General features: G+C 69.2%; 18 protein-coding genes. 8 read left to right on the forward strand and 10 right to left on the reverse strand.

Going from position 1 to position 19,448, the window contains the following annotated elements:
• Positions 1 to 26 precede the first annotated feature (26 nt).
• Entirely contained in the window at positions 27 to 1,667 is a 1,641-nt protein-coding gene (locus tag PFX98_RS07725; RefSeq protein WP_285234608.1) for a peptide chain release factor 3, read from the reverse strand.
• Positions 1,668 to 1,789: 122 nt separating this feature from the next.
• On the reverse strand, positions 1,790 to 2,833 hold the full coding sequence (locus PFX98_RS07730; RefSeq protein WP_285234609.1) for a fatty acid desaturase: 1,044 nt from the start codon (positions 2,831 to 2,833) through the stop codon (positions 1,790 to 1,792).
• A gap of 159 nt (positions 2,834 to 2,992) precedes the next feature.
• Between PFX98_RS07730 and PFX98_RS07735 the strand changes: the two genes are divergently transcribed.
• Complete coding sequence (locus PFX98_RS07735; RefSeq protein ID WP_285234610.1) at positions 2,993 to 3,481, forward strand: DUF1203 domain-containing protein; 489 nt, start codon at positions 2,993 to 2,995, stop codon at positions 3,479 to 3,481.
• Here the strand turns inward: PFX98_RS07735 and PFX98_RS07740 are convergent.
• Positions 3,478 to 4,113, reverse strand: coding sequence for a DJ-1/PfpI family protein (locus PFX98_RS07740; RefSeq protein WP_285234611.1), 636 nt, complete (start codon positions 4,111 to 4,113; stop codon positions 3,478 to 3,480). The two genes, PFX98_RS07735 and PFX98_RS07740, sit on opposite strands and share 4 nt — an antisense overlap.
• Positions 4,114 to 4,171: 58 nt before the next feature.
• Between PFX98_RS07740 and PFX98_RS07745 the strand changes: the two genes are divergently transcribed.
• Positions 4,172 to 5,980 carry an OPT/YSL family transporter gene (locus PFX98_RS07745; RefSeq protein WP_285234612.1) on the forward strand — a complete coding sequence of 603 codons (1,809 nt, stop codon included), beginning with the start codon at positions 4,172 to 4,174 and terminating at the stop codon, positions 5,978 to 5,980.
• A 9-nt stretch (positions 5,981 to 5,989) separates the two neighbouring features.
• Here the strand turns inward: PFX98_RS07745 and PFX98_RS07750 are convergent, their stop codons facing one another.
• From PFX98_RS07750 to PFX98_RS07760, 3 genes are all read right to left on the reverse strand, one after another.
• Positions 5,990 to 6,469, reverse strand: a complete 480-nt coding sequence (locus tag PFX98_RS07750) for a nuclear transport factor 2 family protein (protein ID WP_285234613.1) — start codon at positions 6,467 to 6,469, stop codon at positions 5,990 to 5,992.
• 71 nt (positions 6,470 to 6,540) lie between these two features.
• The gene (locus tag PFX98_RS07755) at positions 6,541 to 7,839 is read right to left on the reverse strand and encodes an NF038122 family metalloprotease (protein WP_285234614.1); all 1,299 of its coding nucleotides are present in this window, start codon (positions 7,837 to 7,839) and stop codon (positions 6,541 to 6,543) included.
• 129 nt (positions 7,840 to 7,968) lie between these two features.
• Positions 7,969 to 8,916, reverse strand: coding sequence for a helix-turn-helix transcriptional regulator (locus tag PFX98_RS07760; protein ID WP_285234615.1), 948 nt, complete (start codon positions 8,914 to 8,916; stop codon positions 7,969 to 7,971).
• An 86-nt stretch (positions 8,917 to 9,002) separates the two neighbouring features.
• On the opposite strand from PFX98_RS07760, the gene PFX98_RS07765 reads away from it, so the two are divergent.
• From PFX98_RS07765 to PFX98_RS07775, 3 genes are all read left to right on the forward strand, one after another.
• Entirely contained in the window at positions 9,003 to 9,659 is a 657-nt protein-coding gene (locus PFX98_RS07765) for a LysE family translocator (protein ID WP_285234616.1), read from the forward strand.
• 84 nt (positions 9,660 to 9,743) lie between these two features.
• Positions 9,744 to 11,432 (forward strand): ATP-binding protein, encoded by a 1,689-nt coding sequence (locus tag PFX98_RS07770; protein WP_285234617.1) that lies wholly within the window; start codon positions 9,744 to 9,746, stop codon positions 11,430 to 11,432.
• Between the two features lie 76 nt (positions 11,433 to 11,508).
• Positions 11,509 to 12,453, forward strand: a complete 945-nt coding sequence (locus PFX98_RS07775) for a substrate-binding domain-containing protein (protein ID WP_285234618.1) — start codon at positions 11,509 to 11,511, stop codon at positions 12,451 to 12,453.
• Positions 12,454 to 12,460: 7 nt separating this feature from the next.
• On the opposite strand, the gene PFX98_RS07780 is transcribed toward PFX98_RS07775, so the two are convergent.
• A complete protein-coding gene (locus PFX98_RS07780; RefSeq protein WP_285234619.1) occupies positions 12,461 to 13,318 on the reverse strand; it encodes a methylated-DNA--[protein]-cysteine S-methyltransferase in 858 nt (285 codons plus the stop codon).
• 46 nt (positions 13,319 to 13,364) lie between these two features.
• Positions 13,365 to 14,285, reverse strand: coding sequence for a hydrogen peroxide-inducible genes activator (locus PFX98_RS07785; RefSeq protein WP_285234620.1), 921 nt, complete (start codon positions 14,283 to 14,285; stop codon positions 13,365 to 13,367).
• Between the two features lie 107 nt (positions 14,286 to 14,392).
• Between PFX98_RS07785 and panB the strand changes: the two genes are divergently transcribed.
• From panB to PFX98_RS07800, 3 genes are all read left to right on the forward strand, one after another.
• A complete protein-coding gene (gene panB, locus PFX98_RS07790; protein WP_285234621.1) occupies positions 14,393 to 15,202 on the forward strand; it encodes a 3-methyl-2-oxobutanoate hydroxymethyltransferase in 810 nt (269 codons plus the stop codon).
• A gap of 7 nt (positions 15,203 to 15,209) precedes the next feature.
• Positions 15,210 to 16,043, forward strand: a complete 834-nt coding sequence (panC, locus tag PFX98_RS07795) for a pantoate--beta-alanine ligase (protein ID WP_285235554.1) — start codon at positions 15,210 to 15,212, stop codon at positions 16,041 to 16,043.
• Positions 16,044 to 16,125: 82 nt separating this feature from the next.
• Entirely contained in the window at positions 16,126 to 16,803 is a 678-nt protein-coding gene (locus tag PFX98_RS07800; RefSeq protein ID WP_285234622.1) for a peptidylprolyl isomerase, read from the forward strand.
• A gap of 9 nt (positions 16,804 to 16,812) precedes the next feature.
• Here PFX98_RS07800 and PFX98_RS07805 read toward each other — a convergent pair whose 3' ends face one another.
• Positions 16,813 to 17,157, reverse strand: coding sequence for an FKBP-type peptidyl-prolyl cis-trans isomerase (locus tag PFX98_RS07805; RefSeq protein WP_285235555.1), 345 nt, complete (start codon positions 17,155 to 17,157; stop codon positions 16,813 to 16,815).
• A 215-nt stretch (positions 17,158 to 17,372) separates the two neighbouring features.
• Positions 17,373 to 19,424: an ATP-dependent DNA helicase RecG gene (gene recG / locus PFX98_RS07810; RefSeq protein ID WP_285234623.1), complete on the reverse strand. Its 2,052-nt coding sequence runs from the start codon at positions 19,422 to 19,424 to the stop codon at positions 17,373 to 17,375.
• Between the last annotated feature and the right edge of the window lie 24 nt (positions 19,425 to 19,448).

The following is a 19,448-nucleotide window of genomic DNA, read 5'->3' on the forward strand; positions in this document are numbered from 1 at the left end:
CCACGGCCCGGCCGGCCCGCCATCCGTCACCCATCCAGGCGCTGCTGGAACACCAGGCCGGCGTGCTCGCGCAGCGCGTGGAACTTGATCTTGGGCCAGTTACTCTCGATCGCGCGCAGCTCGGGCGCGTATTCCACCAGCACGGTGGGCGCGTCCACCGCGTCGTAGGCCATGCGGTGGTCGTTGGCGGCGATGAAGCGCTTGAGCTCGGCCTCGTCGTCGCAGGTGACCCAGCGCGCCACCTGGAAGCGGCTGGGCGCGATGCGCGCCTTCACGCCGTACTCATGCTCCAGGCGGTGCGCCACCACCTCGAACTGCAGCTGGCCCACCGCACCGAGCAGCAGCACGCTGCCGGCGATCGGGCGGAACACCTGGATCGCGCCTTCCTCGCCCAGCTGGGTGAGGCCGGCGCGCAGCTGCTTGGTCTTGAGCGGGTCGGCCACTTCCACCGAGCGGAACATTTCCGGCGCGAAGAAGGGCAGGCCGGTGAACTGCAGGGCCTCGCCCTCGGTGATGGTGTCGCCCAGCTGCAGCACGCCGTGGTTGGGGATGCCGATGATGTCGCCGGCAAAGGCCTCGTCCAGCAGCTCGCGGCGCTGCGAGAGGAAGCTCACCACCGTGTTGGGGCGCAGCTCCTTGCCGCTGCGCACCACCTTCAGCCGCATGCCGCGCTCGAAGTGGCCCGAGGCCACGCGCAGGAAGGCGATGCGGTCGCGGTGCGCCGGGTCCATATTGGCCTGGATCTTGAACACCACACCGCTGAACTTGGGCTCCTCGGGCTTGACCACGCGCTGCATGGCGGGGCGGTCGGAGGGGGCGGGCGCCAGTTCCACCAGCGCGTCGAGGATTTCCTGCACGCCGAAGTTGTTGACCGCCGAGCCGAAGAACATCGGTGTCTGCTGGCCGGTGAGGAAGTCTTCCAGATTGAACTCGGGTGCGGCCTCGCGCACCAGCTCGATCTCGCCCTGGGCGTTCTCGTACTGCATGCCGAAGCGCTCGGCATAGGCGGGGTTGTCCAGGCCGTCCAGCACCTCCTCGGTGCCGGCCACGCGGTCCTCGCCGGGGGCGAACACGCGCATGCGCTGCTGGCGCAGGTCCATCACGCCATGGAATTGCTTGCCCATGCCCACCGGCCAGGTGAAGGGCACGACCGTCATGCCCAGCTCGCGCTCGATCTCGTCCATCAGCGCCAGCGGCTCTTGCACCTCGCGGTCCATCTTGTTGACGAAGGTGAGGATGGGGGTGTTGCGCGCGCGGCAGACCTGCAGCAGGCGGCGCGTCTGCGGCTCCACACCATTGGCCGCGTCGATCACCATCAGCGCCGCATCGACGGCGGTCAGCACGCGGTAAGTGTCTTCCGAGAAGTCCTGGTGGCCCGGGGTGTCGAGCAGGTTGATGACGCAGTCGCGGTACTCCATCTGCATCACCGACGAGGCCACCGAAATGCCGCGCTGCTTTTCGATCTCCATCCAGTCCGAGGTCGCATGCCGCGAGGCCTTGCGCGCCTTCACCGAGCCGGCGATCTGGATCGCGCCCGAGAACAGCAGCAGCTTCTCGGTGAGCGTGGTCTTGCCCGCGTCGGGGTGGGAAATGATGGCGAAGGTGCGGCGGCGGCGCACTTCGGATTCGATGCGCGGAACGACGGGGGACGGCTGGTCGGCGGACATATGGGCTCGGTCGGCGCGGCCAAGCCTCATGGGCGGCGCGCGTGTCAGGGGAAGGGGCGGATTATCGCAGCGGGTGGGGGGCGGGCCGCTGGCGGCCCCGCGTGCCTGCTGTCGCGCCGGGCTCAGTGCTCGCCGCCGGGCCCGATTCCCTCGGTCGCCTCGCTCAGGCGGCGCATGCCGGCACCCAGGCTGGGCACGCTGACCCAGTGGTATTCGGAGCCTGGCGGCAACGCGGCCATCAGGCGCCGATGGGCCTCCGCCAGGGCGTGATACGGCAGATATGGGGCGACATGGTGGAGGGCATGAAAGCGCAGCCCCACCGGACAGAGCAGCTGTGTCAGCAAGCCGGCGTTGTCGATGTTGAGCGAATCCAGCATCTGGCCGCGCGCGCCGCGCCCGCCGGCCTGCTCCACATACAGGTGCGTGGCGCACAGCGCCCGCACCGTGTTGAGCGTGGCGATGGCGATGACCAGCGTCGCCCACCAGCTCAGCAGCGCCCCATGCCCCGTCAGCGCCAGGGCGATCAAGCCCCATCCGAAGGCGGCGCAGAAGAACTCCACCCGCATCGCTTCGGGGCGCGCGCTTTCCTTGATGTCGGGTGCGCGGTAGGGCATGCGCAGGGCCATGTGGACGAAGTTGGGTATCACCTCCTGGCGCACCTTGGGGAACACCAGGGACAGGGGCGTCAGCAAGGCGAAGCGCAGCAGCAGGGCCAGGGGCAGCGCGACGTTCAGCGCATAGAGCTTGGTCGACATTTCCCGGCAACGGCCCAGAAACTGCTCGTACTCGCCATCCTGGGGCGTGCCATAGGTCTTGGCATTGTGGTGTGCCTGGTGGATGGGCAGATAGAGCAGGAAGGGAATCAGCAGCGGAACGCCGGCCAGCGCATGCCACAGCAGCCGGAAACCCGTCATGGCCTGCTGGTGGAAGATCTCGTGAATGAAGGCGAGTGCCCGGAAAAGCAGCAACGCGGCGCCGGCGAACGCCAGCAGCCGGCCGACCCAGCCCGCGCCCATCACCGCATAGGCAAATAGCGCCCAACCCACGCCGGCGCTGAGCAGCAGATCGATCAGGTAGATGGCGGGCTTGGCGTCCCGCAGATCGCTCACCAGGTCCTTGACCCGGTCCATGCTCACGGGTTCCAACGGCGAGTCAGTCATCGTCATGTCTCCAATCGTGGCTGGTTTGCACAGCCTTGCGCATCTTCGCACCAAGCCCCCGTCCCTTGCCAGTCTCTGCCGCGACCAGACATGGCAAGAACCGGGTGGCCGTTGCCGGCGCTGTTGCCTAGCATGGCCGCCTGTACCCGCCAAGACCATCAACCCATGCAGCCCATTCCCTACCTCATCACCCCCATCCGTGCGGGCTTCGTGCAACGCGCCCGCGCCGCGGGCCTGGACGATCTGAACCAGCCGGTGGAACGCCACATTGCCGAAGGCGGCGAGCCCTGTCGCGATGCCTTGCGCCGCGCGCGCCCCGGCGAGGCCTTGCTGCTGGCCAGCTATTGCCCCTTCGAGCAGGCCGGCCCTTATCGCGAGTACGGGCCGGTGTTCCTGTTGGCCGACCCGTCCGATGATGCAGAGCCGGTGCAGGGCCTGGATCGACTGCCGCTCGCCGGCGAGCACCCCTACCTAAGCCCGAGCTTCCTGCTGCGCGCCTATTCGGCCGCCGAGCGCATCCTGGAGGGGGCGGTGGTCGCGGCGGCCGAGGCCGAGGCGCATCTGCAAAGCCTGCTGTCACGCGCCGAGGTGGCCTTTGTGCTGGCGCGCTTCACCGGCCATGGCTGCTACGCCTGCCGCATCGAACGCGCCTAGGCGGAATACCGCGCCACCTGCGCCAGCAGCCGTTCCACATAGGACTCTTTCTCGCCCACCGGCGCCACATAGTGCAGGGCCTCGCGTGCGGCGGCCTCACCGGCGCGTCTCAGCATCACCCAGGTGGCGAGGTATTGGGAGGCCAGGCAGCCACCCGCGGTGGCAATGGGGCCGCGCGCGTGGAAGGGCTCGTCCAGCACGCGGGCGCCGGCCGCGACGACCCAGGGCTTGGTGATCAGGTCGGTGCAGGCGGGCATGTCGCCCAGCAGGCCCAGGCGCGCCAGCAGCAGGGTGCCCGAGCATTGGGCGCCGATCAGCTGCTTCACCGGGTCGAGCTGCAGGCGATCGAGCAGGGTCGAGTTCTCGGCGATGGCGCGGGTGTAGATGCCGGAGCCGAACAGCACCACCTCGGCCTCGTTGGCCCATTCCAGCGGGCGCTGCAACTGCACCGTGACGCCGTTCATCGAGGTCACCGCATGGCCGGGGCCGCACAGCTCGGCGCTGAAGCCCTGGGCCTTCAGGCGGTTCAGCAGACCCAGGGCGACGAAGCTGTCGAGCTCGTTGAAGCCGTCGAAGGTGAGGATGGCGATCCGGGTGGGATGCGGCGTGGGGGTGGGGGTGATCTCACTCATGGTGCGATGGTGGCCCGGGGGCTACAGTCCGCGCCATCTTACGTTGGGCCTTTCCTCCATGTCCTCCATTTCTGTGAGCTCGGTGCCGGACACGCGCCGCTGGGCCTGGCTGCCGCGCGTCGGCAGCTGGCGCTATTACGCCCTGCTTGGCGCCATCGGCATGCTGGTGCTGGGCCCGCTGGGCGGCATCACCGCGGCCTTCATGAACTTCTCGATCGGTTTCTTCGTCGGCGGCCAGGTGCTGGCGGGCATCCTCGGTTCGGTGGTCACCTACGGCTACGGTTCCGAGGGCAAGCATGGCGCCAACTACATCCAGACCACCGCCGCCTCGGTGGCCGGCATGATGGCGATGAGCACGCTGATCCAGGCCATGACCTGGATGGGCATGCCGCCGGTGCCCAACTGGCAGCTCGTCACCTACATGCTTTGCATCGGCATGATGGCCGCCGGCATCGGCATGCTCTACACGCCGATCCTGGTGGAGCGCATGCAGCTGACCTTCCCCTCCGGGCTGGCGGTGGCCAACATCCTGCGCGCGCTGACCGACCCGGTGCTGCTGAAGCGCTCGGTCTCGCGCCTGTTCGGCGGCATGGCCGCGGGCCTGGGTACGGGGTTCGCGGCGGCCAAGATCCCGCTGCTGGAGGCCGTCGAGCTCTCGGCCTCGACCTTTGGCGCCGGCCTGATCGTGGGCGCGCGCGTGGGCATTCCGGCCATCGTGGGCGGTCTGGTGTTCTGGGCCCTGGGGCCCTACTTCATCAGCATCGGCTGGCTCAAGGCCGGCGAGCCCTTCCGCAAGATCGCCTTCCTGATCGCGCTGGGCCTGATCCTGGGCGCCGCCATCGTCGACCTGACGCTGATCTTCTGGCGCGCCGCGCGCCGCCTGCGCGACGTCAATGCCGTGCAGACCGAGGTGCCCGAGGAGCAGCGCACCGGACCGCGCGCGAGTACCCCGCGCCTGCTTGCCTGGGTCGCGGTGTGGACCGCGGCCACGGTGTTCTGCGGCGTGAACTTCTTCCACGAGCCGCTGGGCTATATGTTGCTGGCGGTGGGCCTGGTCTATGTGTTTGCCATCGTCAACGGCATCTCGCTGGGCCTGACCGATCAGAACCCGATCTCCTCGGCCTTTGTGGTGACGGTGCTGATACTGGCCAGCCTCGGCCTCAAGGACCCGATGCTGGGCCTGCTGGCGGCGATGGTGGTGTTCGTCTCGTCCAGCGTGGCGGGCGATATGCAGCAGGACCGCTCGACCGGCTGGCGCCTCGGCTCCAACCGCGCGCTGCAGTTCCGCTTTCAGGTGGCCGGCCTGCTGCTGGGCGCGATCCTGGCGGTGGTGATCGCCAAGCTCTTCATGTCGGCCTACCCGGTGCTGAATCTGGACCAGACCGCCATGAGCGCCGAGCAGGCCCCGGCGCAGTGGACCTCGGCGATGACCTACAAATTCGTCGGCGCGCTGCGCAGCCTCACCGACCCCGAGCCCTACCAGACCGATGCGATCTGGATCGGCGTGGCGATCGGCCTGGTGACCGAGCTGCTGCGCAAGCTGATCTGGGGCCACGCCGGCTACAAGCGCTGGGCGCGCAGCAGCAAGGGCGCCTTCGCTGCGGATTTCGTGCTCGATGCGGTGCTGCTGCCCAGCCCCTATGCCTCGTCCTTCGGCGGCTTCGTCAACCTCAGCACCTCGGCCTGGTTTGCCGGCGGCGGGGTGATCTCCAGCTTCATCAACACGGTCGCGCCCAAGCCGGCGGCGGGCGAGGACGAGCTGCCCGCGGACATGAGTTCCACCTCGCTGGTGGGCGGCGGCCTGATCGCCGGCGACGCGCTGGCGGCGCTGACGCTGGGCATCATCGGCCTGCTGTCGGTACTCTGAGCCGCAACGTCACTCGGACAACGGCAGGTGCTCGTAGCTGAGCACCCGCATCAGCTCCCAGCGCCCCTCGTCGAGGCGGTGCCAGACATGCACATAGCGGCCCTTGCCCTCGCAGCGGCCGCTGTCCAGCGAGCAGAACTTGTGCTCGCCCATCTGGATGGCGCCAAAGCCCTCCAGCGGGAACACCGTCATGGTGCCCGGCAGCGGCTCGCGCCGGAAGCGCTGGCAGACGTTCTTGCGCACGCTGTCCAGAAAGGCCTGGCGCGAACGCATCAGCCCGGTCTTGTCGTGGAAGAACTCCAGGTCTTCGGCCACCAGGCCGGCCAGCTGTTCGATCCGGCATTGGTTGAAGGCGCCGAAGAAGGCCTGGTCCAGCGCCTCGACCTGGCGCGTCAGCTCGGCGCGGCTGGGCTCGGCGACGGGCGCAGCACGTGCGCCGCCAAGCCCCAACAGCAGCAGCGCGGCAAGGGTGGCGGATGTCTTGGCCATGCGGGGCTCCACGGTTCGTTCAGGGCTTGAAAGCCTAACCGATCGCGGCCGCCCCGCCGGCCTTGCCGCGCTCAGGCGGCGTCGCCACCCTGGCGGCGTGCGCGCAGGAAGCCGCCGATCAGGCCGAAGCCCAGCAGCAGCTGCGCCCAGGTGGCGGGCTCGGGCACCGCGGCGGCCAGGCCGTCGAGGGCGAAGGCGCCGCTGCTGTTGATGCTGTACCTGCCATTGGCCAGCACGTCGAAGCTGGTGTTCCAGCCCATCGCGTCGAAGGCGGCGATGTCGTTCTGCGTGATCGCGCCCTGGTGGCAGGGCGAGGAGGTCGGGTCCATGATGCCGACGGCGCGCGTCTCGAACAGGCAGGCGCCGCCGGTGTCGGGATCGATGGCGCCGAGGTTGTCCTTCCAGTGCGAGGCCTGTTGGCCGTCGCCGTTGTAGCGGCCGGTCGAGAAGAAGCCGGCTTCCTGATCCACGTCGGGCAGGTTGAACACATGCTTGCCGTCGATCGAGAAGAAGGCCGCGCGGTTGGGCGCGGCCGACCATTGCAGCGCCAGGCTGCTGCCGTTCAGCGCATTGCCATAGCGGAACAGGTCCAGCGTGCTGCCGATGGCCCAGCCGTCGGTGTTCTTGTCGCCGTAGTTGCCGGCCTCGAAGTTGGCGGCCAGCGGGCCCTTGCCATGGGCCAGGATGTCGAAGGTGTCGGTGCCGCTGACGAAGCCCAGCGCATGGCCCAGCTCATGGATGGCGACGGCGGTGAAGTCGTACTTGCCCACGTCGATGCCGTTGCTGGGGTTGAAGTCGAAACCGAAGTTCGAGCTGAACTTGATATTGGCGTCGAACTGCTGGGCCGGGCCGGTCAGGCTGGTCAGGCCCAGGGCCTTCACGACCGACTGGTTGACGTCCAGGTAGCGGGTGCTGTCCAGATTGCCGGTGACCAGGCGGGTGGCATCGGCGGCGACGCCGATCTTGTTGGCCACGTCGTGGTAGTTGTTCATGCGCACCGTCAGGCCGCCGCTGGCCGAGAGCGCCGACAGATTCGCCACGGCGATATTGTCCAGCGCGCTGGTCTTGGTGGCGGCCAGGCGCGCGTAGGCGTCGGTCACGGCCACCACCTGGCTGGCGCTGCCGGTGGAGCCCAGCACGCCGGGGGCCAGGGCGTCGAAGGAGATCTGGATGTTGACGGTGACGTCGTTGGTGAGCGTCTTGTTCCAGTAGTTGGCGGCCTTCTGGAAGGCGAACAGCGCCTCGGCGCCATGCGGCGCCTTGCCGAAGCTGCCGCTGGTATCCCACAGCACGATGTTCAGGGCCTGCGCCTGGCCGGCGCACAGCGCCAGGGCGGCCGCAGCCACGGCGCCCAATACTTGCTTCTTCATCTTTGATCCCTCTCCTGACGGTTGGTCTTATTGAGGGTGGCAATGTAGGCGTTAGCTCATGCCGCGGCGGGAGCGCACCCCTTGGTTCAAGGGGGCGCATTTACCCGACTTCGGGTGACTACGCATGACTTATTGCATGTGCGTCAACAAGGCCTGGGCATGGGCGGCGATGGCGCGGCGCAGCGCCGCGGGCTTGACGATGCTGAAGCCGAAGGGCAGCTGGGCGAAGTCGCGCGCCATCGACGCCAGATCGTCGGCCTGGGCGCGCAGGCGCACGCCGCCGCGGCAGGGCTCCAGCACGCCCATTTCGGCATAGAGGGCGCGCCGCGCCGTGGCCAGATCGGTGTGCAGCAGGGCCTCCACCGCGTGGTTGCGCGGCAGCGTGGCGATGGCGTGAGTCAGATAGCCCAGCACATCGAAATCCGCCGGGCGGCCGAAGCTCACCGGCAGGGCCTCGACGGCCTGCACGCGGTCGAGCCGGAACGAGCGCACGTCCTGGCGTAGCTGGCAATAGCCCACCGCATACCAGGCGCCGCCCCGGTAGGCCAGGCCGTAGACATCGAGCTCGCGCGTGCTGGCCTGCCGGTGCAGATCCAGATACTGCAGGCGCACGCGCTGCTGGGCGCGCGCGGCGGTGCTCAGCGCCAGCAGCTCGGGGCTGGCGGCGCGCTGCTTGGGCGTCTTGAGGTCGAGGGCCACCACCGAGGCGATGCCCGCGACGCGCTTGCGCAGCGCCGTCGGCATGACGCGCTCCAGCTTGGCCTCGCTGCTGCTGATGGCCGGCAGGATGCCGTGCAGGCCCAGCTCGCGCGCCGCGCGCAAGCCCATCGTGAGCGCGAGCGCCTCTTCGGCGCTGAACATCATGGGCGGCAGCTTGTGGCCGGCCGCCAGCGCATAGCCGCCATCGCGGCCACGCCCGGCCTGGATCGGCAGGCCCAGTTCCACCAGCTGGGCGATGTAGCGGCGCACGGTGCGCTGGTCCACGCCGAGCCGCTCGGCCAGCTCGCTGCCGGGCAGGCGCACGCGCGACTGCAGCAGCTCCAGCAGGGCAAGGACACGGCCGGTGGGTTTGCTCATGGTGCTCGGTGGTCGATACAGGGCCGATTCTGTCCTATTTGCTTTCTAGACTGCGAGCCTTGAAGTCAACCACAAGGGAGCCGGCCATGGATGCCAGCCACAGTCTCTGGATGTTTTTTCTGCTCACCCTGGGCATCATCGTGCTGCCCGGCATGGACATGGCCTATGTGGCCGGCCATGCCCTGCAGTCGGGCTGGCGCGGCGGCCTGCTGGCGCTGGCCGGCATCGTGGCCGGCGGGGTGGTGCATGTGCTGCTCAACCTCAGCGGCCTCGCAGCCCTGCTGATGCTCTTGCCCGGTGCCTTTGCGCTCATGCTGGTGGCGGGTTCGCTCTACCTGGGTTGGATCGGCTGGCAGATGCTGCGTTCGGCCTGGATGGTGGCCGCGCCGGCCGGCGCCCCGCCGGCCGCGGCCGTGAAGGCGCAGGCGCAGGCGCCGGGTCGGGTGTTTTTCAGCGGCATGGCCAACTGCCTGCTCAACCCCAAGGCCTATGCCTTCATGCTGGCGGTGTTCCCGGCTTTTCTGCGCAGCCCGGAGCGCGCGCCGCTGGCGCAGGCGCTCTGGCTCACGCTGATCATCGCGGCCAACCAGATCGTCGTCTATGGCGCGGTGCTGCTGGCCAGCCTGGGCGCCTTGCGCGGCCAGCGCGCCGGCGGTGGCGCTGCTACTCAGCGCTGGCTGGCCGGCGGGGTGGGGGCCCTGCTGATGGGCATGGCGGCGGCCACGCTGGCGCAGCTGCGCTGAGGCGTTGCCGCGGCCGTAGACTGTGTCCCAGGCGGCCCCGCCCCTGCCGGGCGGGTGGCCGACCGCCATTTCATCCGCATACCGATGAGACACAGTCTGACGAGGCTTGGTTCGTGGCGTGGCCACGGGCGCGCGGGCATCGGCCAGCGCCTGGCGCTGAGCTATGGCGCCATCATCGTGCTGCTGGTGGCGCTGAGCGGCGCGGCGGTGCTGAAGCTCGGGGCGCTCAGCGAGACCACCCGGCAGGCCCTGCAGCAGGAATATCCCAAGACGGTGCTGATCAGCGAGGTCAACAGCCAGCTGGGCATTGCCGCGCGCGCGATGCGCAATGCGCTGATCTTCAACGAGGACGCCCAGCTTGCGCAGGCCCAGGCCGAGATCGCGGCCGCCCAGCAGCGCATGCAGGTCGCGCTCGCCACGCTGGGGGAGCGCGTCAGCGACCCGCTGGGCCGCGAGCTGCTGCGGCGCATGCAGGTCGTGCACTCGGCCTACAGCATCAACCAGGAGGACTTCATCGGCCTGCTGAACCAGCATCGGCTGGGCGAGGCGCGCAACCTGCTCATCGTCGACCTGCATGGCTACCAGACCGACTACTTCGCGCTGCTCGAGCAGTTCAACCAGCACCAGGGCGCGCAGATGCTGGCGGCGAGCCGCCAGGTGGAGCAGGCCTATCTGGATGCGCGCCGGCTGATCGTCGCGCTGGCCGGGCTGGCGCTGCTGCTGAGCGTGCTGGTGACGGTGGCGATCACGCGCTCGCTGCTGCACCGGCTGGGCGGCGAACCCGAGTACGCGGCCGACATCGCGCGCCGCATCGCCGCCGGCGACCTGCACTCGGTGATCCGGCTGCGGCCCGCCGACCACGGCAGCCTGCTCTATGCCATGGACCAGATGCGCGCGCGCCTGATCGAGCGCGACGATGCGCTCCGGCATGCCAATGCCGAGCTGCAGCACAGCGTCGATGTGCTCCACCAGATGCAGGGCGAGCTGGTGTCGAGCGAAAAGCTGGCGGCGCTGGGCGCCCTGGTGGCGGGCGTCGCGCATGAGCTGAACACGCCTATCGGCAACGGCCTGCTGGCGGCCAGCACCATCCAGGACGTCACCCGGGACATGGAGGCCAAGCTGGCGCATCCGCTCACGCGGCAGGCCCTGCATGCCTATGTGGGCGAGGTGCATGCCGCGGCCGACATCGTGCTGCGCAACCTGGGCCGTGCCGGCGACCTGATCACCAGCTTCAAGCAGGTGGCGGTGGACCGCGAGAGCTCGCAGCGGCGGCGCTTCCTGCTGCACGAGGTGGTGAGCGAGATCTGCCTGACGCTGCAGCCCTCGCTGCGCAAGACGCCCTTCCTGCTGCAGGCCGAACTGCCGCAGGACCTGGAGATGTACAGCTTCCCGGGGCCGCTCGGCCAGGTGCTGACCAACCTCATCAACAACGCCGTGCTGCATGCCTTCGAGGGCCGCGATGCCGGGCTGATACGCATCGGCGCGCGCGGCCTGGAGAGCGGCTGCGTCGAGCTCTGGGTCAGCGACGACGGCTGCGGCATACCGGCCGAGCATCTGACACATGTGTTCGAGCCCTTCTTCACCACCAAGCTGGGCCATGGCGGTTCCGGCCTGGGCCTGCACATCGCATTCAACATCGTCACCGGCGTGCTGGGTGGCAAGATACGCATTGTCAGCCAGCCCGGCGAAGGCACCACGCTGCGCATGACGCTGCCGCGCCATGCGCCCGGCGCCGACGTGGCGGACGCGGTGCCGATCGCGGCCCGGCCCTGAGGACATCGCGGAGGTCAAGCTCATGCCCTACACATGCATCTTGTCGCGGCGCCGCTGTCTGCGCCGGTTTGCCGGCTTGCCCCTGCTTGCGGGCGGCTGGCCGGTGGCGGCGCAGCTCGCACCCGCGCCCTTGGTGGCCTATCTGACGCCGGGCCTGGATCTGCCGTTCTGGCGCACCCTGGGCCGCGGCGTGCAGGCGGTGGTCGAGACCGCCGGCATGAGCTTCGAGGCGCTGGACAGCCGCAACAGTGACGAATTGCAGCTGGCCCATGCCAGCAGCGTGCTGGCGCGCGGCGCCGCCGGCCTTGTGCTCTCGCCCACCAGCAGCAAATCGGCGGTGGCGGTGCTGGACTTGGCGAGCCGCGCCAAGGTGCCCGCGGTGGTGGCCGACATCGGCAGCAATGGTGGCGACTACCTGTCCTACATCAAGTCCGACAACTACAAGGGCGCCTACGGGGTGGGCGAGGCGATGGCGCGCGCCATGGGCGAACGCGGCTGGCGGGGCGGACAGTACGGCCTGTGCACGATCGCGCTGGACCGCAAGAACGGCCAGGACCGCACCAACGGCTTCCGCGATGCCATGCGCGAGGCCGGCTTTGGCAAGGAGGTGGTGCTGCGCCAGATGAAGAGTTATTCGACCGAGGAGACCTACGGCTTCGTGCGAGAGATGCTGGCCGCCTTCCCCAAGCTGCGGGGCCTGTTCGTCGAGGTGGACCAGCCCACGCTGGGGGCCCTGCAGGCGGTGCGCGACGCCCGGCGCAGCGCCGAGCTGCTGGTGGGCTCCTTCGACGGCATCCCGGAGTTCGTCGATCTGCTCAAGAGCAAGGCGCTGGTGGCCGTGGGCATGCAGCAGCCCTACCTGATGGGCCAGCGCGCTGCCGAGGCTTTGCTGGCGGGCCGGGCTGGCAAGCCGCCGGCCAAGCAGATCCTGGTGCCGGTGCTGATCGCCACCAGCCGCAATATCGACGAATGGCTGCCCACCGCGCGCAAGACCGTGTTCGGGCAGGAGGGTGGCATCTAAGAAACGCTCAGGAGGCGTGCCGCGCCAGCTCCAGCCCCAGGAGCGCACGCTTGGTCTCCGGCCCCCAGCGGTATTCGCCGAAATCGGCATTCGCGCGTATCACCCGGTGGCAGGGGATCAGGTAGGCGATCGGGTTGGCGGCCACGCAGCTGGCCACCGCGCGCACCGCCTGCGGCGCACCGGCCAGCCGCGCCAGCTGGGTATAGGACAGGACCTGGCCCTCGGGGATGCGCAAGAGCGCCTCCCAGACCTTGAGCCGCAGCGGCGTGCCGCTGAGCAGCAGGCCGATCGGGTGCTGGGGCTTGAGGCCGGCGAGGCGGCGCTGCACCTCGGTGGCCAGCGGGCGCAGGGGCTGCGCGGCCTCGTGCCAGCGCGCCTCGGGCAGCAGCGTGCGCGCCTCGTCCAGCAGCGCGGCGCTGGAGGCCTCGCGCATGAAGGCCATGCGCAGCACGCCGCGCGCGGTGCTGGCCAGCCAGACCGGGCCCAGCACCGAGTCCAGCGCCGTCCACTGCACGTCCAGGCCGCGCCCGGCCTGCTTGAACTCGCCCGGCGTCAGGCCCTCCAGGCTCAGAAACAGGTCGTGCAGGCGCGAGGGCCCCGAGAGCCCGGCGGCCAGCGCCGCCTCCAGCACCGACTCGGCGCGCAGCAGGCTCTGCTTGGCACGCGCCAGCGCCAGCGCCTGGGCAAACTCCTTGGGCGTGACCCCCGCCATGCTGACGAAGCTGCGCTGGAAGTGGAAGGGGCTGAGCCCGGCGGCATCGGCCAGTGCCTGCAGCGAGAGCGCCTCGGGCGCCGCGGCCAGCTGCTGGATGGCCTGGCGCACGCGCTCGAAGCGGAGATCGGGGGGGGTGGCGTCTTGCATCATGGAGACAGTCTGAAGGCACGCGGCGCCAGCGGCCACCCGCTTCTTGCTACGAAAGCCTGGTCACCCCATCCAGCTTGCAGGCATAGATGGCGTTGCGCAGCGCCGCGATCGCCTCGTAGCGCGTGAAGGTGCGGCGCCAGGCCAGCACCACGCGACGCGTGGGCACGGGGTCCTCGAAGGGCACGAAGCGCAGATGCGGCGTGGGGTCGCGCGGCACGCTTAAAGAGGGCACCACCGTCACGCCCATGCCCGAGGCCACCATGTGCTTGATGGTTTCCAGCGAGCTGCCCTCGAAGCTCTTGCGTATGCCCTCGGCATCGGAGGAGAAGCGCGCGAACTCCGGGCAGACCTCCAGCACATGGTCGCGGAAGCAGTGGCCGGTGCCCAGCAGCAGCATGGTCTCGTTCTTCAGCTCCTGGGTGCTGACGCTCTGGCGCTGCGCAAAGGGGTGGGGGGCAGGCACGGCGACCACGAAGGGTTCGTCATAGAGCGGCGCGATCGCCAGGCCGGTGTCGGGGAAGGGCTCGGCCATGATGGCGCAGTCCAGCTCGCCGGTGCGCAGCATCTCCAGCAGCTTGACGGTGAAGTTCTCCTGCAGCATCAGCGGCATCTGCGGGTACTGCTCGATGGTGTGCTTGACCAGCTCGGGCAGCAGATAGGGGCCGATGGTGTAGATGATGCCCAGGCGCAGCGCGCCGGCCAGCGGGTCCTTGCCGCGCTTGGCGATCTCCTTGATGGCACTGGCCTGCTCGATCACCGATTGCGCCTGGCGCACGATGTCTTCGCCCAGCGGCGTCACCGAGACCTCGGCGGCACCGCGCTCGAAGATCTTCACGTCCAGCTCTTCCTCGAGCTTCTTGATCGCCACCGAAAGCGTGGGTTGCGAGACGAAGCAGGCCTCGGCGGCGCGGCCGAAGTGACGTTCGCGCGCGACGGCGACGATGTAGCGCAGCTCGGTGAGCGTCATGCGGTGGGGCCTCCTAGGGGTGCGAGCCTACATTGTCCCCGGCTTGGTGCAAACCCGCATCGGCCCGCTACACTGCGCTCGCCCTTGACCTTCGAGCAGCAGCCATCATGAACACCGAGCGCAAACCGATGAGCCTCCAGCGCCTGCTGGACATGCATGCCAGCGGCGACAAGATCGCCATGCTGACCTGCTACGACGCCGCCTTCGCGACCCTGCTGGACGAAGCCGGCGTGGACGTGCTGCTGATCGGCGATTCGCTCGGCAATGTGCTGCAGGGCCAGAGCAGCACCGTGCCGGTGACGCTGGAGGAGATGGTCTATCACACGCGCTGCGTGGCACGCGGCCGCAAGAGCGCCTGGATCATCGGCGACCTGCCCTTCGACAGCTACCAGGCCAGCACCGCCGAGGCCTGGAAGAGCGCCGCCGCGCTGGTGAAGGCCGGCGCCCATATGGTGAAGCTGGAAGGTGGCGGCTGGACCGCGCCGGTGGTGCGCTATCTGGTGGAGCGTGGCATTCCCGTCTGCGCCCACCTGGGCTTCACGCCGCAGACCGTCACCGCCCTGGGCGGCTACAAGGTGCAGGGGCGCGACGAGGCCTCGGCCGCGCTGCTGAAAAAACATGCACAGGAGCTGGCCGACGCCGGCGCGCAGATGCTGGTGATCGAGATGATCCCGGCCGCGCTGGCCGCCGAGCTGACGCAAAGCCTGGCCATCCCGGTGATCGGCATCGGCGCCGGCGTGGGCTGCTCGGGCCAGGTGCTGGTGCTGCACGACATGCTGGACGTGACGCCCGGCCGCCGCCCGCGCTTCGTCAAGAACTTCATGCAGGGCGCCTCCTCGGTGCAGGACGCGGTGCGCCGCTATGTCTCGGAGGTGAAGGCTCAGACCTTCCCGCAAGACGATCTCCACGGCTACTGACATGGCACTGCAAGTCATCCACACCATCGCCGAACTGCGCGCCGCCCTGGCCGGCAGCACGGGCACCGGCTTTGTGCCCACCATGGGCAATCTGCACGAGGGCCATCTCTCGCTGGTGCGCCAAGCGCGCGCCGCGGTGGGGCCTGAGGCGCCGGTGGTGGCCAGCATCTTCGTGAACCGCCTGCAGTTCGCGCCGCACGAGGATTTCGACCGCTACCCGCGCACGCTGGCGCGCGATTGCGAGCTGCTCGAAAGCGCGGGCTGCGAGCTCGTGTTCGCCCCCGACGAGCTCGAGCTCTACCCTGAGCCGCAGGGCTACAAGGTGCATCCGCCCGCCGAGCTGGCCGACATCCTGGAAGGCCACTTCCGCCCCGGCTTCTTCGTCGGCGTGTGCACCGTGGTGGCCAAGCTCTTCAACATCGTGCAACCGCGCGTGGCGGTGTTCGGCAAGAAGGACTACCAGCAGCTGATGGTGCTGCGCCGCATGGTGCAGCAGCTGGCCTTGCCCATCACCATCCTGGCGGGCGAGACCTCGCGCAGCGCCGAGGGCCTGGCGCTGTCCTCGCGCAACGGTTACCTGAGCGATGCCGAACGGGCCGAGGCCCTGCACCTCTGCGCCACCCTGAAGGCGCTGATCGCGCGCTGGCAGGCCGGCGCGCGCGATCTCGAGGCGATGGAAGCCGATGCCATGCAGGCCCTGCGCGCGCATGGCTGGCAGCCCGACTACGTGACGCTGCGCCGCCAGCACGACCTGGGCCCGGCCCAGGAGGGCCAGCCTCTGGTGGCCCTGGCGGCGGCCCGCATCGGCAACACGCGCCTGATCGACAACCTCGAATTCTGAAGACCGGCTGAAGTAACAGGACGTCAGCCGGTCAACGCCCGCGGCCGGGCCGGCGTTGCAATTCCCAACCAAGGGAGTTGCGATGCGTTCTATCTATGCGGGCCTGCTGGCCCTGGCCACCGCCCTGAGCCTGGCGGCCTGCGGTGGTGGCGGCCATGACGATGGGCATGGCGGTGTGCAGTACCCGACGCCCAACCCCAACCCCAATCCGCCCACCAACAGCTGCAGCGCCACCGGCCTGGCCAAGTCGGCCGAGAGCCAGTACAGCACCGTCTGCATGCTCACGAGCAGCGGCGAGATCGTGCTGGAGCTCTATACCAGCTACGCGCCGATCACGGTCGCGAACTTTCTGCGTTATGTGGCGGACGGCTTCTACACCAATACCCTGTTCCACCATGTCGACCGCGACTTCGTGATCCAGGGCGGTGCCTATGCGCCGGGCATGCGCTTCAAGCCGCCGACCTATGCCCCCATCGTCAGCGAAGCCAACAACGGCCTGGGCAATCTGCCCGGCACGATCGCGATGGCGCGCCGCAGCGATGCCAACAGCGCCACCAGCCAGTTCTTCATCAACGTCAAGGACAACCCGAGCCTGGACTACCAGAGCGCGGCCAAGCCCGGCTACACGGTGTTCGGCCGCGTCATCTCGGGCATGGCCACGGTGGAGGCCATCAATGCGGTGCCGGTCTACTTCTACAGCGATGCCGACATCCAGCCGCGCCAGGAGGTGCTGGTGTACTGGGTGCAGCGCTTGAAGTGAGCCTGGGGCTCAGTTGACGGCCAGCAGCTCGACGTCGAACACCAGGGCGGCGTTGCCCGGGATGGTGGGCAGGCGGCCCGCCGTGCCATAGGCCAGGGCGCTGGGGATCAGCAGGGTGCGCTTGCCACCCACCTTCATGCCGACAAAGCCCTGGTCCCAGCCCGCGATGACCTGGCCGGCACCCAGCACGAAGGTGAACGGCGTGCCGCGGTCCACCGAGCTGTCGAACTTCGTGCCCTTCTGACCGGCGGCCTTCTCGTCATACAGCCAGCCGGTGTAATGCACCGTCAGCGTCTTGCCGGCCGCCGCGGTGGCGCCGGTGCCCACCAGGGTGTCGGTGGTCTTCAGCACGATGACGGCGGCCGAACCCGAGGTATCGGCCGGGCTGCTGCTGCCACCACCGCCGCAGGCGCTCAGCAGCGCGGCGCTGGCGCCGAGGATCAAGGACAGGGCGGCACGGCGCTGGAAGGACAGGGGGTTCATCATGAGCTGGGTTTCGTGGGAAAAAGTTCCGCGGACTATAGCGAAGCCCGCCTCGGCCTAGCGTTGGTCATGCCGGTTTGTGCGAACTACGCCTTGAGGAACTCCGCCTTGCTGCCCAGCCAGCGCTCCACCTGGCGGCGTGCGGCCGCGGGGTGGTGGTCCAGCAGTTCGGGGGCCAGCCGGCGCGCCGCCTGCAGCAGGGCTGAGTCTTCCTGCAGGTCGGCAAAGCGCAGCAGTTCGGCGCCGCTCTGGCGCGCGCCCATGAACTCGCCGGGGCCGCGGATGTCGAGGTCGCGGCGCGCGATCTCGAAGCCGTCGTTGGTCTCGGCCATGGCCTTGAGACGCGACTTGCCGGTGTCCGAGAGCGGCCCGGTGTAGAGCAGCACGCAGACGCTGGCCACCGCGCCGCGGCCCACCCGCCCGCGCAGCTGGTGCAGCTGGCTGAGCCCGAAGCGCTCGGCATGCTCGATCACCATCAGGCTGGCGTTGGGCACGTCCACGCCCACCTCGATCACCGTGGTGGCAACCAGCACGCTCATGCGGCCGCTCGAGAACTCGGCCATCACCGCGGCCTTTTCGGCCGGTGGCATGCGGCCGTGCAGCAGGCCGACACTCTTGCCGGCCAGCGCCGCGCTCAGCTCGGCGTGCGTCTCGGTGGCGTTCTTCAGGTCCAGCGTCTCCGACTCCTCGATCAGCGGGCAGACCCAGTAGACCTGGGCGCCGCGTGCCACCTCGTCGGCGATCTTGGCCACCACCTCGAGGCGCTTGCTGTCGGCAAACACCTTGGTGACGATGGGCGTGCGGCCGGGCGGCAGCTCGTCGATGGTCGACACATCCAGGTCGGCGAAATAAGTCATCGCCAGGGTGCGCGGGATGGGGGTGGCGCTCATCATCAGCAGATGCGGTTCGAGCGCCTGACTGGCGAGCTTCTTGCGCAGCGCCAGGCGCTGCGCCACGCCAAAGCGATGCTGCTCGTCGATGATGGCCAGACCCAGCTTGGCGAAGCTCACCTTGTCCTCGATCACCGCATGCGTGCCCACCACCAGCTGGGCCGCGCCCGAGGCGGCGGCGTCCAGCATCTTCTGGCGCGCCTTGCCCTTGACGCTGCCGGTCAGCCAGGCCACCGTGATGCCCAGCGGCTCGAGCCAGACTATCAGCTTGCGGAAATGCTGCTCGGCCAGGATCTCGGTGGGCGCCATCAGCGCGCATTGCCAGCCGGCCGCCATCGCCACCGCGGCGGCCAGCGCCGCCACCACGGTCTTGCCCGAGCCCACATCGCCCTGCAGCAGGCGGTGCATGGGCTGGGGCCGTGCCAGGTCTTGCGCGATTTCCTCGCAGACGCGCTGCTGTGCGCCGGTGAGGGTGAAGGGCAGTGCGGCCAGCAGCTGCTCGTGCAGGCCGCCACGCCGGCCGCGCAGGGCCGGCGCCCGCAGGCGCGCGCGCTCGCGCTGCGCCTGCAGCTGGCTCAGCTGCTGAGCCAGCAGCTCCTCGAACTTGAGGCGCTGCCAGGCCGGGTGGCTGTGGTCCTCCAGCATCGACAACCTGGCCTGGGGCGGCGGGTGGTGCAGGAACATCAGCGCCTCGCGCAGCGCGGGCAGCTGGCGCGGTACCGCCTGCTCGGGCAGGATCTCTTCCAGCGGCGCGCGCTGCAGGGCCGAGCCCACCGCCTTGCGCAGATAGGCCTGGGGCAGGGCGGCGCTGGTGGGATAGACGGGGGTCAGCGAGTCCGCAAGCGGCGCGCCCTCGTTCACTAGCTTGAATGTGGGGTGCACGATCTCGCGGCCGAAGAAGCCGCCGCGGATCTCGCCGCGCACGCGCACCCGGGCGCCGGCCGCCAGGCTCTTCTGGTGCGAGGGGTAGAAGTGCAGAAAGCGCAGCAGCAGCTGGGCGCTGCCGTCGTCGATGCGCACCAGCAGCTGGCGGCGCGAGCGCAGCTCGATATGGGATTCGACGATCTCGCCCTCGCACTGCACCGTGTCGCCATCGCGCGCCTCGGCGATCGGGGTCAGGCGCGTCTCGTCCTCGTAGCGCAGCGGCAGATGCAGGGCCAGGTCGATGTCGCGCAGCAGGCCCAGCTTCTCCATCGCCTTCTGGGGGGCTGACTTGGCTTTGACGGGAGCGGGGAGGGCCTCGGGCATGGGCGCGATTTTGCCCGCTTGCTG

It is taken from the genome of Paucibacter sediminis (genome assembly GCF_030254645.1).
Lineage (GTDB): Bacteria > Pseudomonadota > Gammaproteobacteria > Burkholderiales > Burkholderiaceae_C > Paucibacter_B > Paucibacter_B sediminis.